This is a genomic window from Prevotella sp. TF12-30 (assembly GCF_003436715.1).
Lineage (GTDB): Bacteria > Bacteroidota > Bacteroidia > Bacteroidales > Bacteroidaceae > Prevotella > Prevotella copri_A.
Genome location: NZ_QSQJ01000044.1, coordinates 1 through 17,568, shown reverse-complemented (window position 1 = coordinate 17,568; position 17,568 = coordinate 1). Strand labels below are relative to the sequence as shown.

Annotated in this window: 11 protein-coding genes and 1 pseudogene; 3 read left to right on the top strand and 9 right to left on the bottom strand. The window is 46.8% G+C overall.

Annotated features, from left to right (window positions below; genetic code table 11):
- Positions 1-12: 12 nt before the first annotated feature.
- From DXD25_RS13660 to purL, 4 genes are read right to left on the bottom strand one after another with little or no spacing between them, the layout of a single operon-like run.
- Complete coding sequence (locus DXD25_RS13660) at positions 13-723, bottom strand: outer membrane beta-barrel protein (RefSeq protein ID WP_117663978.1); 711 nt, start codon at positions 721-723, stop codon at positions 13-15.
- A 31-nt stretch (positions 724-754) separates the two neighbouring features.
- Positions 755-1,327, bottom strand: coding sequence for a chromate transporter (locus DXD25_RS13655; RefSeq protein ID WP_117663977.1), 573 nt, complete (start codon positions 1,325-1,327; stop codon positions 755-757).
- 3 nt (positions 1,328-1,330) lie between these two features.
- Positions 1,331-1,882: a chromate transporter gene (locus DXD25_RS13650; RefSeq protein WP_117663976.1), complete on the bottom strand. Its 552-nt coding sequence runs from the start codon at positions 1,880-1,882 to the stop codon at positions 1,331-1,333.
- 27 nt (positions 1,883-1,909) lie between these two features.
- Positions 1,910-5,641: a phosphoribosylformylglycinamidine synthase gene (gene purL, locus DXD25_RS13645; protein WP_117663975.1), complete on the bottom strand. Its 3,732-nt coding sequence runs from the start codon at positions 5,639-5,641 to the stop codon at positions 1,910-1,912.
- 346 nt (positions 5,642-5,987) lie between these two features.
- On the opposite strand from purL, the gene DXD25_RS13640 reads away from it, so the two are divergent.
- The gene (locus DXD25_RS13640; RefSeq protein ID WP_117663974.1) at positions 5,988-6,848 is read left to right on the top strand and encodes an OmpA family protein; all 861 of its coding nucleotides are present in this window, start codon (positions 5,988-5,990) and stop codon (positions 6,846-6,848) included.
- A 106-nt stretch (positions 6,849-6,954) separates the two neighbouring features.
- A complete protein-coding gene (gene lepB / locus DXD25_RS13635; RefSeq protein ID WP_117663973.1) occupies positions 6,955-7,854 on the top strand; it encodes a signal peptidase I in 900 nt (299 codons plus the stop codon).
- 583 nt (positions 7,855-8,437) lie between these two features.
- Here the strand turns inward: lepB and DXD25_RS13630 are convergent.
- The 5 genes from DXD25_RS13630 to DXD25_RS16735 all read right to left on the bottom strand — a co-directional run bounded on the left by DXD25_RS13630 (position 8,438) and on the right by DXD25_RS16735 (position 16,650).
- Entirely contained in the window at positions 8,438-10,531 is a 2,094-nt protein-coding gene (locus DXD25_RS13630; protein WP_147327920.1) for a hypothetical protein, read from the bottom strand.
- 76 nt (positions 10,532-10,607) lie between these two features.
- Entirely contained in the window at positions 10,608-11,072 is a 465-nt protein-coding gene (locus DXD25_RS13625) for a hypothetical protein (protein WP_117663971.1), read from the bottom strand.
- 59 nt (positions 11,073-11,131) lie between these two features.
- The gene (locus DXD25_RS13620) at positions 11,132-13,066 is read right to left on the bottom strand and encodes a RagB/SusD family nutrient uptake outer membrane protein (RefSeq protein ID WP_117663970.1); all 1,935 of its coding nucleotides are present in this window, start codon (positions 13,064-13,066) and stop codon (positions 11,132-11,134) included.
- Positions 13,067-13,072: 6 nt separating this feature from the next.
- Entirely contained in the window at positions 13,073-16,210 is a 3,138-nt protein-coding gene (locus tag DXD25_RS13615) for a TonB-dependent receptor (protein WP_233522323.1), read from the bottom strand.
- A gap of 287 nt (positions 16,211-16,497) precedes the next feature.
- Positions 16,498-16,650 (bottom strand): hypothetical protein, encoded by a 153-nt coding sequence (locus DXD25_RS16735; RefSeq protein WP_153092470.1) that lies wholly within the window; start codon positions 16,648-16,650, stop codon positions 16,498-16,500.
- 397 nt (positions 16,651-17,047) lie between these two features.
- Between DXD25_RS16735 and DXD25_RS13610 the strand changes: the two are divergent.
- A pseudogene (locus DXD25_RS13610) lies at positions 17,048-17,568 on the top strand (virulence-associated E family protein); the annotation flags it as partial.

Here is a 17,568-nt window from a genome sequence, read left to right as displayed (position 1 = left end):
TTTTAAAATGATTTATAGTTTGTAGGCAATGCCTGCGGTGATGACGCTGGAGTTGCGCCGGGCAGTCTTGCTGGTGCTGGCTTTCTCCTGGTAGATATGCGAGAAACCGTACTGGAACTGATAGCCCACGCTGGCATCTATCTTGCCGAAGGAATAACCTATCTTGATGCCTGCTTCGCCGCCAAAGAGGCTGCGGCGGAGATGGTTCTCATTCTTCTTGAAATCGTAGGTGGTGTTATAGCGGATGTAGGTGCCATCGCCCTTGTACCCCTCCATGATGTTCATCGGATACATACCCTTGGTATGCATGGAGGTGAAGTACTCGTAATAGATGCCTACCTGCGGCTTGATCCACAATCCCTTCTCGTGGTAAGGATTATGGAGGAGATAGTAGCCCACATGGAGTGGAATGCTGATGAAGTTGTTGTTGTATCGGGTGTTCCAGGAATCGCCGCCGAGGTTCTGGTACAGGTAGTCGCGCTGAACGAAGCGGATGCCCGCTCCTACCGCCAGCTGATCTACGATATTGTATTCGGCACCGATGGCAGCCGTGAAACCCGGTCGCACCTTATAATAAGTCTCCGACAAGCCCGACACATCCGTATCAAGCACACTGCAACTGACACCAGCTTCTGCCTCCACCTTCCAGCGGTAGGAGCTCTGCTGTGCCAGAATGCCTTGGCAGCAGAAGCCAAGGGCTATGGATAAATATACCTTTCTCATAAAAATGGGGTAGTTTGGGGTGAAAAAAGTCTTAATAGAGAAGAAGCAATCCGGCAAACGCAGAATAGAGTATCATGCGGATGGGATTGATCTTCATCACCTTCACGCCGATAAAGGTGGCGAGGAAGAGGGCGATGGAGATATAGAAATGCCAGGGATTGGCTGGCGTAGAGAAGTTCTCGCCATTCATCAGGAGCAGGGCTGCGGCTCCCACCAAACCGACGATGGCAGGACGGAGACCGATGAAGATGCTCTGAACGGCTGAGGTTTTCATATACTTGTACAGCATCTTGCTGATAAGAATCATCAAAACCAAGGATGGGAGAACCAAAGCAAAGGTTGCCATGGCACTTCCGAGTACAGCCATCATGCCACTCATGCCGGCATTATGGACAGCTGTATAGCCGCAATAGGTAGCGGCATTGATGCCGATAGGTCCCGGTGTCATCTGAGAGATGGCAACCACATCGGTAAACTCCTTCATCGTCATCCAATGATACTGCGTTACCACCTGTCCCTGAATCAGGGATATCATGGAATAGCCACCTCCGAATCCGAAGATGCCTATCTGAAGGAATACGATGAAAAGCTGAAGAAATATCATATATTATTCTGTTGGTTGAATGAATTGTCCATAGATGTAGCCACCCACGGCAGCTGCGATAATCACCCAGATCGGGTTGACGCCCAAAAGCCAGATCAGAAGGGCGGATAGAATAGGAATCCAGCAGTTGACAAGCGAAATACCGGCACTCTTGGCAAGCGAGAATGTTGGTACGGCTATCAATGCTACGACGGCAGGACGGATGCCTGCAAACAGGGCAGCCACCACCTTGTTGTCTTCAAACTGATGGAAAAACATGGCTATCGCTAAGATAATAAGGAACGATGGCAACGAAGCGCCGAAGGTGCAGACGATGGCTCCCGGTGTCTTTGCCAACTTATATCCGAGCAGGGAACTCATATTGATGGCCAAGGCTCCCGGACAAACCTGGGTGGTAGCGATGGCATCCAAGAATTCCTCCTTCGTCATCCAATGATGCTTGTCGACGACTTCGGATTCTATAATAGGAATCATGGCATAGCCACCCCCAAAGGTGACTATGCCAATCTTCATAAATGTTTTGAATAATGTAAGATAACTTACGCTATTATTCATTTTTTACCTTTTTACTTTTTTACCTTTTTACTTTTTCAAAGCTCTTTCTTCTATCCACTGACGTGCATTGACAAATGCCTCAATCCAAGGAGTTACCTCATCGTTGCGGCGGTCAGCTGGATACCAGGCATTCTGCCATGGGAAGATGGCACGCTCCAAGTGTGGCATCATAGCCAAGTGGCGACCATCTGCAGAGCAGATACCTGCTACGTTGTAGTCACTGCCGTTAGGATTACCTGGATACTCAGCGTAGTTGTACTTCGCAATGATGTTGTAGTGATCCTCTGGCTCTGGCAAGTAGAAACGACCCTCGCCGTGAGCTACCCAGATACCGAGCTTATCACCGCTCAAGCTACCGAACATCACACTGTCGTTCTGAGGAATGGTCAAACCGAGGAATGTACTCTCGAACTTCTTGGATGTGTTGTGGCAGAGGTGTGAACGATGCTTGTGCTCAGGATTGATGAGGTTCAACTCAACCATCAGCTGGCAACCGTTGCAGATTCCGAGTGAAAGAGTGTCCTCGCGGGCATAGAACTTATCGAGTGCCTCCTTAGCCTTAGGATTGTAGAGGAATGCACCAGCCCAACCCTTGGCAGAACCGAGAACGTCGGAGTTAGAGAAACCACCGCAGAATACGATGAAGTTTACATCCTCCAGAGTCTCACGACCAGAAATCAAGTCGGTCATCATCACGTCCTTTACATCGAAGCCAGCGAGATACATAGAGTATGCCATCTCACGCTCACCATTGGTACCCTTCTCACGGATGATGGCTGCCTTGATGCCAGATGGCTTGCGGCGGTTGGCATCGAGACCATAGCTAGAGAGTGTGCCCTTGAAGCCGTAACCGAAGTTCATCTCGATAGGCTGCTTCTTATAGTTAGTGTAACGCTTCTTAGCCATACCATTCATGCTCTGCTTGCGGTCGAGGAGGTAAGATGTCTTATACCAGTCGTCGCGCAATGCATCGATATCGAACTCGTGCTCGAAGCCTTCCTTCTTGATGATGATCTTGCGGAGTTCAGGAGCAGGATAACCAATCTTGGCATAACCGATACCATTCTCATCGAAGAATGCCTTCAACTCATCCTTGTGAGCATCGCTTACCTGGATGACAACACCTGGGTTCTCGGCGAAGAGAGTCTTGATGATGTCGGCATCTGCGATGTCGTGGAGGTTGATCTTCATACCACCCTCTACATTGGCGAATGTCATTTCGAGGAGAGTTGTAATCAAACCACCGGCACTGATATCGTGACCAGCCATTACCCAACCACGGTTGATGAGTTCCTGTACAGCGTTGAAGCAGTCAACGAAGTACTCTGGGTTCTTGACGGTAGGAACATCGCTGCCCACCTTGCCCAGGCTCTGAGCGAAGGCTGAACCACCGAGGCGCTGCTCGTCGAAGCTGAAGTCGATATGATAGAGGCTAGAGTTCTTGTCGTTGACGAGAACTGGGCTAACCACCTTCTTGACATCTGAAACCTCACCGCCGGCACTGACGATAACGGTACCAGGAGCGATGATCTTCTCGCCGTTAGGATACTGCTGGGTCAATGAGAGAGAGTCCTTACCTGTTGGTACGTTTACGTGGATGGCGCAGCAGAAGTCTGACAATGCCTTCACACCCTCGTACAGACGGGCATCCTCACCCTTCTGGCTGCGGCAAGGCCACATCCAGTTAGCAGAGAGGCTGATGCTGTCCATGCCATCTGCCAATGGAGCCCAGATAATATTGGTCAATGACTCTGCTACAGAGAGTACAGAACCTGCCTTAGGATCGGCAAGACCTGCCTGAGGAGCATGACCCATTGCAGTTACGATACCCTTCTCGCCACGGTAGTCGAGTGCTACGACACCACAGTCAGAAAGTGGCAACTGAATCTGACCCTGTCCCTGCTGACGGGCAATCTTACCTGTTACGGAACGGTCAACCTTGTTGGTCAACCAGTCCTTACAAGCCACAGCCTCCATCTGGAGAACACGCTGCAAGTACTCGTCGAGGTTGTCTGCAGAATAAGTTACATCTTCATATTTGCGCTCTACGGTCTCATCCACCATCACAGTCTTAGGAGTATGACCGAACATCTGAGCTACATCGAGGTCGAATGGCTTCACACCGTCAGCCTGCTTGAAGCTGAAGTGAGCATCGCCAGTAGTCTCACCAACCACGTACATTGGAGCACGCTCACGGTCGGCAATCTTCTGAACCTCGCTGATATACTTCTCATCAATGAGCAAGCCCATACGCTCCTGACTCTCGTTGGCGATGATTTCCTTGGCGCTCAAAGTCTTGTCGCCGATAGGCAACTTTGCCATGTCGATTTCGCCACCGCACTCTTCTACCAACTCAGAGAGACAGTTCAAGTGACCGGCTGAACCGTGGTCGTGGATGCTGACTACTGGGTTCTCATCGTTCTCAACGAGTGCACGAACCAGGTTGTAGGCACGCTTCTGCATCTCAGGGTTGGCACGCTGAACAGCGTTCAACTCGATACCGTTGCTGTAACGGCCTGTATCTACAGAAGAAACAGAACCACCACCAAGACCGATGCGATAGTTATCACCACCTACTACGACAACCTTGTTGCCCTTCTGTGGCTCACCCTTCTTGTAGTCACGCTTCTTGCCGTAGCCTACACCACCAGCAAGCATGATAACCTTATCGTATGCATACTTCTCACCATTCTCCTCGTGCTCGAAAGTAAGCACAGAACCGGTGATGAGAGGCTGACCGAACTTGTTACCGAAGTCTGAAGCACCGTTGGAAGCCTTGATCAGAATCTGCTCTGGAGTCTGATAGAGCCACTTACGCACTGGCATGATGTCTTCCCAGTCGCGCTCAGCATCGCTCTTGCCGTTGTCATCCTTCAATCGAGGATAAGCAGTCATGTAGCAGGCTGTACCTGCGATAGGCCATGAACCTACACCACCACCCATACGGTCGCGGATCTCACCACCCGTACCGGTAGCAGCACCGTTGAAAGGTTCTACGGTAGTAGGGAAGTTGTGGGTCTCAGCCTTCAGCGAGATGACACTCTCGATATCCTTCACCTGGAAGAAATCGCTGGTAGTCTGATCGGCTGGAGCAAACTGCTCGATAACAGGACCCTGAGAGAAAGCTACATTATCCTTATAGGCAGAGAGAATCTTGTTAGGATTCTCGTTGGTGGTCTTCTTGATCATGCTGAAAAGAGAAGACTCCATCTCCTTGCCGTCGATGATAAACTGGCCGCCGAAGATCTTGTGGCGGCAGTGCTCTGAGTTGATCTGTGCGAAACCGAAGATTTCGCTGTCGGTGAGAGGGCGTCCGTTCTCTTTCTCCAGCTTGTGGAGATAAGCCATTTCGTCCTCGCTGAGGGCAAGACCCTCTTCCTCGTTGTACTTCTCGAGGTCATCGACGTACTTGATTGGTTCTGGCTCGTGGTTCACGGTGAACACATCCTGTCCGATACCGTTGTACATACGCTGGAGCATAGGGTCGTGCTCAGCGTCTTCGCTATCTACAGGGAAGTACTCCTCGATACGCGAAATGCCGTTAAGACTCATGTTCTGAGTTATCTCAACGGCATTCGTACTCCAAGGAGTAATCATTTCACGGCGTGGGCCAACATAGAAGCCCTGCAACTGCTGGGCGTCCTCTAAAGTTGCGTCACCATAAAGCCAACAAAGTTCATTGATTTCGTCCTGAGATGGTTTGTGATCAATCTCGGTCGCAATCACACTCTTAGATGGAGTTCTGAAAAAAAGAATCATACTATTTCTCTTTTTATATTGTTAATGTATTAATTCTACCTTGACAAAAGCCTACATATTATATATGCTTTTGCTTTCCGACTGCAAAGGTAATACAAAATTCTGATTTCACCGCAAAGAATACGCATTTATTTTCTTTTTTTAGTTAAAAAGGTGATAAATAGTGATTTAGTGGTTAAAATTTTATAAATGGATTAAACAAATAAGGTTTATTGGAGTCTTATCAGTAACTTTGCACCCAGAAAGAGACGCATAAGGCGTTTTATAGGGAGGGCGTGACTGCCGTCTATATAATAACATAGTGATTAAAAAACAATAATAGAAAATTTAAAAATCGAAAGCAAATATGAAACAGACTAAAATTTTTGTAATGGCAATGATGGCTGTAGCCCTGATGGCTACTAGCTGTGCTAGTAAGAAGGATCTCCAGAATTGTCAATCTGAAAATAGAGAATTGACTGCCAATTATCAGGCAACCAAGGAGAAGTTGGCTGCTACTGAGGCTAGCCTTGCTGCTGCGCAGGAGCAGTTGAGCAGTACCAAGAAGGATTATGCCAAGTTGCAGAACTCGCTGGACAAGAGTCTGACCAATGCCAATCAGAACAACATCAGCATTGAGAAGCTCGTTGACCAGATTAATGAGAGCAACCAGTATATCCGTCATCTGGTAGAGGTGAAGAGCAAGAGCGATTCACTCAACATGGTTCTTACCAACAACCTGACCCGTTCTCTCAGCCGTGAGGAGATGAAGGAGGTTGACGTTCAGGTGCTGAAGGGTGTGGTTTACATCTCTCTAGCTGACAACATGCTCTATCAGAGCGGTAGCTACGAGGTAAACAGCCGTGCCAAGGAAACTTTGAGCAAGATTGCAAAGATCATCCAGGACTACAAGGATTACGATGTACTCATCGAGGGTAACACCGATAACGTGCCTGTAAGCACTACCAGTGCCAAGATGAAGAACATCCGTAACAACTGGGACCTCTCTGCTCTCCGTGCTTCTTCAGTAGTTCAGTATCTCCAGGATAACTTTGGTGTTAGTCCTAAGCGTATGACTGCTGGTGGTCGTGGTGAGTACAATCCTGTAACTACCAATGATACTGAGGTGGGCAAGATGCGTAACCGTCGTACCCAGATCATCATCACTCCTAAGCTCGACCAGTTCATGGACTTGATCGACAAGGCTCCAGAGGATTCTCAGAAGTAATGAAATTCTGAAAGTGATATAAAAGAAGTGACCTCTCCTTCGTTCATTAGAAATTGAACGATGGAGAGGTCTTCTTTTTAGTATTGTCTCCTTAATAAACGGTAAAATGAAAAATATTTCTTGTAATCAAAAACAAGTTCTAAACATAATTAAACTGGTGCTAATTTGCTCCTTACTCATGATATTGTTATGGGTCGGTAAGTGGCTGGTGCGTATCTTCTGGTTTGATACTTTTGTTGTTCCTAGTAATTCTATGATGCCAACTTTGCAACCAGGTGACAAGATAATAGCAGATAAACTTTGTTTTGGTGCAAGAATCTATCGAAAATTCCATTTTGACAAACAAGGGGTTGAATTACAGTGCTTTAGAATGAAAGGTATGGGGGATTTGAGACGTAATGATGTCTTTGTGTTTAATAAACCAGTCATTAATCATCATATTACGTTTGTTATCAATTATGTGTATTGCAAGCGCTGCATCGGCTTGCCTGGTGATTCTGTGAGCATTCGCAATGGTTATTATCGCAATAATAATGATAGGGGTGTCTTGGGCTGCAGAGAGAATCAAACTGTTTTGCGTGAGATGCCAGATACATTGATCTCTCCTGAAGTAATGTGTGCGATGCCGTACGATGAACATTTGCCGAAGTGGACGATTAAAAATTTCGGGCCTTTGTATATTCCCCGTAAAGGGGATGTCATAACGATTACCCCCAAAGAGGCTGTACTTTATCTGGCAATTTTAGAATGGGAATTGAAGGGTAAAATCACAATTGATTGGGAGAAAAATAAAGTTTTTGTCAAACACAAACTTCTGTCTCGCCACACGTTCCTTCATGATTATTATTTTGCCGGTGGTGATAATGTAGTAGATTCTCATGATTCTCGTTATTGGGGCTTGGTTCCAGACATCTATATTATTGGTATTGTAAAGCGTATAGAGTATTCAAAAGCTAGAGTAACTGGTAAGTACGATTGGAGACGCTTTCTGCGTTGCGTAAAGTGAATAAGTGAGTTTGAAAAAACTCACTTATTCATATTGATTACAATTGGGATTGCCAAATCTCATAGGTGTAAAAATTGTAGTAAAGAGTTAGATAGAGCTTTTATTGTTATCAAACACTTTTTATGGTCTTGTTATAGATAAGCTGCCTACTTGGCAAATTCTTATTCAAGTTTCGCAAGTAAGCCCCACACGCCCTTTCAGGGCGTGCTGCTTAATCTTGCTTACACTTTTCAGGGCGTGCTGCTTAATCTTGCTTACACTTTTCAGGGCGTGCAGCTTGTATTCCATTAAAAAAGATATGCCCTCTTGCTTCGCAGCAAAAGGGCATACGCTTAGTTTTCATTATTTGATTTGTGTAAGTCAATAAATGAACCAAATTTAACACTAAATCCTATAAACCTAATCTTACAATAAGCCTAGTCTATAATTCATTAATTATTTATAAATAGTTATTCCGTACATTCTGGTTTCTGAATCCGGTTATTATTGAATGGCAACTTATCAATTGGTGATGGAAAACCATCTAACTGATTTCCTTCGCAAAAACCAGATGAAATATTAAAGTGTTCGATTTTGCAAATCATTAACGACCATTATAGATAAATACGGATGAGCCTGGAAGATTCAATACCAAAGGAGTATCAATGTCGATAGCCTTGTTGATTGGCATTCCATCCAACTCTGCCTGGCTGAAGGCATGGGTCAATGTAATCTTTCCACGAACATAGGCAGGGATATCCAATGCTTCTCTCAGGGTTGTGGTGAAGGTCTGTGCACTGGTTGAAGGGTTGCGCAAGGTAAGCACACTCTTCTTGCCGTTCCATGCAGCCCAGCCATATACATTTGCCTTTTTGCCATCCCAAGGATTGCCACCAACCCAGTGAGCATCAGGCAATACATCAGCCTGTTCCTGCTGCCACTTGATGCACTCTGCCAGGTCTTTCCACAAAGCACCTGCGTTGCCCTGGTTGTCCTTGATTTCGTCCATCAGCTTGTAGTCGTTGTACAGCTCAACCATACCTGAACCACAGGCAAAGGCGCAGCGCATCTCACGAACGATTCCGTCGTAATCCATATTCTTGGAAACGGCACCCCAACGGCTCAGGATGAATCCGTGAGTCATCAATGTGTTGATAGGACAAACAGGAGATCTCTGTATGAAGTTCTGATAAACCAGACGGTCGCGATAGGTAATCCAGCGCTCACGGTCGGTGCCCTGGTCACCAGCCTCGCCGTAATCACCCTCCTGACGCCATACGGCATCTGTGAAGTGGAACCAGAATGGAGAAGCCCAGGTTCCTACGGTGGTGTTGAGGAAGATGTCTGGACGCTTCTGGCGTACGGCACGCTCGATGCTGATGATAGCCTCGGCATTCTCTTCGCCTCTTGTTCCTTCATCAGGACCGATAGCTGAAGCCTGGGCGCTGATGCCATCAAACTTGAAGAAGCGGAAGTCGTAACGGTCGATCATGTTGGTGCAGCAACGGATGAAGAAGTTGTAGTAATCCTCATTGCTCAGCTGCATGCCACCCTTTGAACGCCAGTAGGCACGGCGATACTCGCCCGACTGACCATAGCCGCCCACAGGACCCAGCCAGGCACCGATACCTGTGCCCATCTTCTTGGCCTCGTTGGCTGGCTCGTCGAATCCGTTAGGGAAGTTAGGATTGAAGGTCCAGGTTCCATACTGGTCCCAACCATCATCCCATACGAAGGCCTTTGGAGCCATCTGATATTTATCATAGAAGTGTGTCTTCCAGTGACTTACCACGTCGGCACACTGTTCTACGGTCATATTGCCTTTATAAGAAGGAGCTTGTGCGTTGTTGCGGTCGATGTTCAACTCATACCATGAGATATAGACCGGATAAGGTCTCCAAGCCACAGCTCTTTCACGCTCGCTGTAAGCCAGGAAAGAGCGGCGCAACTGCTTAGGCGCAACCAAGCCCACTACAGAACTGATGTTCCATGTTTTGCCAGCTTTTAAAGTGGTGTTTCTTCTCCATAAGCCTTCTATGTGGGTAGCATTGCCTTCATCCTTGCTGGAATTCAGACCCATTGGAGTTTCCAGACCAGCAAAGATATGATTGCTTGCCAGGATGGCACCACGGGTATTACCCACCACTTCTGGAGCGGTATAGGCACTGTTCTTGGCTACCAGGTAGTTCATTGCCACGATACCCTTCATAGGTAAGTCTTTGGCAGCCTGAATATCCATTTCTGTGCGCAGGTAGTGCGAGCCGTTTCTCAATACGGCGCGCCAAACGATAGAAAGTTCTTCGTATGTAAAACGAGCTTCCAGAGCCTTGCCTGCATAACGGAGAGATGCTGTTGCTGCAGATGGATTCTCTGCCAGGGTTACCATCTTTACATCTTCCAGTTTCATCTCGGATGCGGTAATGGTTTTGCCGTCTCCCAAGAGAACCTTAAACAACTCTGTGCTAGGCTGCAGTCCCAGCTCAGAACAGCCGTTGAAGTAGAGTTTGCCACCTGTGTTGATGAAAGAGGCTTTCAATACCTTGTTGGCGAGCTGATAGCTGTTTGACTTCTGGGTGATTTTAGCTACACCCGGTTGCTTTTTCTGGGGAAAGATGACAGCCTGTGCCCAACTTCCCATACACAGAGTTAATGGCATTATAAGAGTAAGTGCCAGCTTTAATAAATTGTTTTTGTTCATATCAATAGTAAGTTGAAGCTCCTTTTAAAAAGGGGAACACCATCCGCTAATGGTGTCCCCCCTTGCGTGACTTAAATTATTTTGTTAATTTACATGTAATGGTCCATACCTTGGTCTCTCCATTGGCAGCCTTTACTGCATACTTGTGTGGAGTAGTCCAGTCGGCTGGAGTACCCAATGCTGGAGATCCCTCAACAGGAGTCATTACCGCAGCTGATGAAATCTGTACTGCAACAACGATGTTGTTGAGATTCACATTATTCTTCTCCTTTTCAGAGAAGTTGGATGGAACTGCAAATGTCAGGTTGCAGGTAGCAGCCTTGTTATCAATAGCCTCTGCTGTCTTCTGCAATTGCTTCTGGATAACCTGAGGCTGTCCGCTGGCATTAATCTTGTCTTCTCCAATGTAACGATACCAAGCATATCCTGCTGTGATGTCATTGCCATCGAAAGTTGGAAGGTCTTTGAGATCGCTCTCAAGACAAGAACTGAAACTGAGTGCCATGACGAGCATGGCAAGTATGATTTTAATGAATTTCATATTTTCAACGTTTATTTATGATTTATAAATATGAATTTATATCTGCTTCTGCTTGCAGATTACCAACCCTCGTTCTGCTGGTGATCGAGATCGTATGCCTCGCGCTTGTCAAGGAATGACTGAGCGATTGGGAACAGGTAACGCTTGGTGGTAAACTGGCGCTGTGCACTACCGAGCAATGTAAGCTGGTTGACGAGCATCTGGCTGCGGTCGCGAGAGATTTCCATCTTATATACAGGGCGGTCGAGATCGTAGATGATGTCGCCTGCCTCACGTCCGTGGTTAGCATAGCCGCCATACTTACCCCAGCGGAGATAGCTGAAGTAGATATCACCATTCTCATTAGCCATTTCTACACGGCGCTCACGGATGTAGTCTGCCCAAGCTGCTTCCTCTGTTGTTGCTGTTGAAGGAGCAATCTTGCCGTGCTTAACTCGTGTGGCGTTGAGAGCCTTTACTGCATTGGTTACATCGTGCTTCAGCAGATAAGCCTCTGCAAGGTTCATGTAAGCCTCGCCAGTGCGGCACATCACGTAGTGGAGCTGTACCAGACAGTCGAAGTATGCACGTGGCTCTGGATTCTCGATGTTAGACTTGCGCCAGTAGTAACCGGTTGTAGTGTTGTACCAGCCACCGTCTTCCTTATCACGTACACCCATAGAGCAGTTACCGCCAAGGTTTGTCTCTACTGTCTCACCAATCCATGAACAGCCATCATAAACGATAGATGATGCGAAACGAGCATCACGACCGCTGTACATCAGTTCAGAAATGTTGCGTGTTGAGCCAGCCTTCAACTTGCCGTAGTGCAGGTTGGTAGGATAAGCAGTGTTGAGCTGCTGGAAGTCCTGAGGTGTTGGCATGCGGCGTGCATTACCGTTCTCCTGCTTGTAAGCATCGAGCTGACCTTCAGTTGTTACTGAGTTTGGATCGATAGACTCAACATTCTCCTTATACTGTGAAGTCTCGTTCCAAGGAAGTGCTTCACCTGTCTTCTCATCAGTTACGAGATACTGGTCAACCAAGTCCTGTGTTGGGAAGTAGATTGCCCAGCCTTCATAAGTGCGTCCGTTAGGATTCTTGAAGTGAATAGGACTCTTAGAGTTGATGCAGTCATCCTGTGAAATGTTAGGATAGGTGCGAATCAGCTCCTCATAATCACCAATTCTGGTGTTAGCCTTCAAACGGTAGTAACCCCAGAGAATCTCAGCATTGGTTTCGTCTGTCTCGTTGAACAGACCACCGTAATTGTCTGAGAGAGAACAGTGCTGAGTAACATCAGAAGCGTAGGTAATCACCTTGTCAAGGTATTCAGCCTTCTTGGTGTAGGCGTATGCCTGCAGGCAGGCACGGCTCAACAGCAACTCGGCTGCATACTTGGTAGGCTCACCTGGCTTTGCCTCAGTTGGCATGTTAGGGATGGCAGCCTCCAAATCCTCTACTACCAGCTTGTAGCTTTCCTCTACGCTGGAAGTCATAGGTACTCTTGCCTTTTCTTCCTGATTGGTCTGGATGACAGAGGTGATAGGAACGAAGCGTCCCATCTTGCGGGTCAAATCGTAGAATACGAGACCACGGAGGAAGCGGCCCTTGGCAATGATTTCAGCCTTTTCGCCTTCTGTCATAGTAGAAGCCTGAGCCTTTTCGATAATCAGGTTGCAGCGACGGAGCAAGCCGAAGCGGCTGATACCGAAGTCAGTAGTTCTGTCGATGCCAAGCTCTGTGGCAATGCCATCGATACCCTCACCTACCTGAGAGCATTTTACTCCGTTAGGAGTGCGGGCTTCCCATGATACACATTTATTATTTCCTGTGAACATGGTGATTACATTGTCGTATGTGGCATTCACAAAGGCATTAGCGGTAGCCTTTGAGCCCCAAACCGTAGCCTCGTCGAATGTCGTTGTTGGATGAGTATCCATTGTATCTTGGCAGGAAGCGGCGGTCAATGCCAGAACGCCGAACATTCCTATTTTAATAATATTCTTTATCATAACTAATTAAAATCCTAAGTTTACAGTTAATGCAAGTACTCGCTCTACAGGATAGCCATATCCTTCAGTTGAAGAGTTCTCTGGGTCAAGACCATACTTGGTTGCCTGAGAAATGGTGAAGATGTTCTGACCAGAGATACCTACCTTGGCACGGGTCAACCAGCTTACACCGCGAAGCAATGCGTGCTTGAAGTCGTAACCGAACTGGAAGTCCTTCATACGCAGATAAGCACCGTTTACCAGCCAGAAGTCGCTATACTGATAGTTGTTGTTGGCATTCAAGCCAGTGTTGGCCATCAGACGTGGATACTTGGCGTTGGTATTGCTTGGTGTCCAGCTGTCTTCCTGGTACTTGTAAGCTACAGGCAGCTGACCAGCCTGACCTGTCTGCATGGTTGTTACACCAGAGAGATACATGTCGAATGCTGTAGAACCCTGGAAGAGCATGCTCAAGTAGAATCCCTTATACTGGAAGTTCATATTGATACCATACTGTCCGCGTGGAGTGTGGTTCTTACCCAGACGGCGCTTATCACCATTGTCAATCATACCGTTACCATTGATGTCGGCATACTTCACGTCACCCGCTGTCAGATAACCTGAGTTGAGTGCGCTGTTTACACCTGGGTTGTTGAGAACGTCGTTTGCATCCTTATAGTAGCCCAAGTTCTTCAGCATGGCATCGTAGTAACCCTTCTGCTGCTGACCGCGAGTGTATGGGTTCATGTAAGAACTCTCAGACTCGTCTCTATTAAGTGCCCAGAGAGCATCAAAATAGGTGAGGTTAGCAGAAACATCATATTTCAACGCACCAATGTTGCTACGCCAACCCAACACGAACTCCCAACCTGCACGGCGGAACTCACTGTCTGACTTGATTCGTGGCAAGCCGATACCGATAGCGGTATTGAGATAGCTTTCACCAGTTGGAGTAGTCAGATAACCCTTGGTAGAGTAGTAGAAGTAATCCAGCGAACCGTAGAGTCGGTTGTTCAACGAAGCGAAGTCGAAACCGATATCTGTCTGGCGTGTGGTGTACCATGTAAGGTCTGGAGAAGGAAGACTACCCTCAGAGAATCCTGGCACATACTTGTTCTTGATTACGTAAGCCTGGTTGTTCAGGGTGTATGAGGTAAGATAACCAAAGCGTCCGGCACTGCTGTCGAGACCAGTCTCACCATAAGAAGCACGGAGCTTCAAAGAGTTGATGATGTTCTTCTCTACAAGAGGCTGCATGAACTTCTCACTTGAAACTACCCAACCTAAAGCACCACTGAAGAAGGCACCCCAACGGTGACCTGGAGCAAAGGCGTCGGAACCGTCGTAACGGATGCTACCCTCTACATAATACTTGTTGTCGTAGTTATACTTAGCCTGTCCAATCCATGCGGCACGACCCAACTCAGCCTCGCTACCACCATTGGTCATATCATTAGCAGGACCTACGCCCATCTGGTCGATAGGGAAGTCGTAGTTTACTCGCTGAGCACTGTAAGACTCGCCCTTCTCGTAATACTGCTCGAAACCGCCGAGAGCTGAAACGCTGTGCTTGCCAAACTGCTGTGCATATTCTACGAATGCCTGGTTGGTATAAGAATAACCTGTGCTTGAGTTGTGGTAGAGCTGTGGCTTGCCTAAGTACTGTGGAACATCAGAATCCCAGTCATACTGAGCGGCATCTTTTCTCCACTGCTTGGTAGAAGTGCCATAGTAGCGGTAGTTGCTAGCCAGACGAACTCTCAAGCCATCAACCCAGAGGCAGTTCCAGATCAACTCGCCCTTACCATTGATTACGTTGGTAATACCGCGGTTGTAACCTGCATCACTAGCTGTTTCTGCTACAGGGTTATCGGTAACATTATATGGAAGACCATACTTGTTGACACCCGGATTCAATGGAGACTTGTTCTTGATGTGTGAGAACACATTGTAATAGCTGCTAGATGTAGAAGTGTATGGATGTGTATCCTCCTGGCGATATCCGTCGAGAGTAACGTTTACCTGCAAGCCGATAGGCTTAATCTTGGTGTTCTCAGCGAGACGGAATGTGGTACGCTTCATCCAGTGATTATTGTTACGGTAAAGAGAGTTCTGATCAATATGTCCCAAAGATACATAGAACTGGTTGGTCTCAGAACCGCCAGTCAAGCGTACGGTGTGCTTGGTCTGAGGAGCCCAATCTCTGAGTACGAGACTTCTCCAATCGGTATCACCAAAGTTCAATGGGTCTGAGCCATCACGCATTTTCTGGATGGCATCTGCTGTGAATACATCATTCTTTGCACCATTCAAAAGGTCGTTGTTCTTTGCAATGTTAGCCCACTCTGCACGCTCGTAAGAGTGCATCTGCTTTGGCCAGTTGCTTGGCTGAGAGAAAGACATATTGAAGTCGTAATCGATGCTGATTCTACCAGCCTTACCGCTCTTGGTAACAACCTGTACGATACCGTTAGAAGCACGGGAACCGTAAACAGCTGTAGCAGAAGCATCCTTCAGGATAGACATAGACTCAATATCGTCTGGAGAAAGGTTACGGAAGTCAACCTCACCACGAACTACACCGTCGATGACGTACAAAGGAGTACCACCACCACGGATACTGATAGATGGAGTAGCGTTGACACCACCACCGTTTGCCTGTACGATCAAACCAGGAGAACGACCAGCCAGACCCTGTGCGATGTTGGTAACAGGGATGTTTGACATTTCATCTGCCTTTACGGTTGATACGGAAGCAATGAGGTCGCGTTTCTTAGAGCTACCATAACCTACAACCACAACTTCGTCGAGGCCCTGAGTATCCTCAGAAAGAATCACATCGAGGTCTTTGCCTGCCCATTTGATTTCACGTGTAATGTAACCAATATAGGTAATTTCAATAGTAGTACCCTTGTTTACACCAGAGAGGGTAAAATTGCCGTCCAAATCGGTAACAGCAGCATTCTTAGTACCTTTCACTGATACAGAAGCACCAATAATAGGTTCACCGGCAGCATCCTTTACCACACCCTTACAAACAGCACCTTGCTGTGCAATCATAGTTGCACCCAATGTGTTTGAGGTAGAAACAGTACTCGCATTGGCGCCACCTACTATAATCGTAGATAGTAATAGGGTCATGCCAAACTGACTTTTTTTGCTCATAATTGTTTGGTTTTAATTGTTATATTATGTAGTTTTATAGAGATAATCAGATTCTTAATTATATAATTGTCTGACTAAGTTTATATATTGATTCAATTAATGATTCTTATTGCTTAGCTTATTATATTTTAATAACTGGTTGCAAATTTACGATAAATTTTAATAAGTTGTCTAAAAAAAAGTTAATAAATGCAAATGGGGCGAAAAAACATATAAAACTTGCTTTTTCGCCCCTCTTTATCCTTTTTTATATAAGGTGGGGAAGTTAAGTGAAGTTATCATTCCCCTTAACTTCCCTCAATTCCCTCATCAGCTGATTCGGTATAATCGTACTCATTGAAGTAGCGGGAGTAATCGCTCAGATTATCTGCCGTAAAGCGGAGACGGGAATCGATGGTCGTGAATAGTTTGCGAAACGAAGTTCCGTAATCAATCTGCAAATTTACGTTTTTCCATCATGATTACCAAATGTTTTCCCATAAAACTGAAGAAATCCGCCCGATTTTCCCACGCCTTTTCCCATAGACCCTTGGGATTTTTCCCAAATGGAGCGGAATGGGCGTGGGAAAGGCGGGAAAATTTGGAAAACGACCCTCCTATTGTGTATCTTTGCACCCGGAGTTGAGAAGACTGGATAGAAGATTCAGGCAGCGGTGGATAGAAAGCTACTTTCTAAAACACTCTTCACCCTTCACTAATCAGGCATAAACGTCTAATAACTAGATATTTATACGGGTGAAGGGTGTCGCTGACCCTTCACCCACCCTTCACCACCCTTCACCCTCTTCAAATTTGAGGGTGAATCACAACATTATTAATAATTTTAAAACCATGATTATGGAAACAAAAAGTAATTTGAAGTCATCTATGATGGCAGGTAATCAATCAGCAATCTACCAGGTAGAGAGCTTTCTGGAGGAGTTTTACCTCTTCCGCAGAAATGTTTTGAACGGAAAGACCGAGTTCTTCTGCATCAACCCTGAGGAGAAGAACTGGAAGGTGCTTACAGCTGAGGCTTTCAACTCCATCGTTCGCTGCGCCAAGAAATTGGGAATCGGCGAGAAGAAGTCGCCAAGACAGGACATCGAGGAGTATATCAAGTCGGATGCCGTTCCCGTCTTCGACCCTATCCAGGAATACATGAACAAATTGCCGAAATGGGATGGCAAGAACCATGTGGCTGCTCTTTTCGGCAGAATTCCGGGGTTGACCAGCGAACAGCTTGGCTGGTGCGCCACCTGGTTCCGTTCGGCAGTAGCCCATTGGCTGCAGATGGATATGCTGCACGGTAATGAAGCCGTACCGGTGCTTATCGGACAGCAGGGTTGCGGAAAAAGTACCTTCGCCGTCCGACTGCT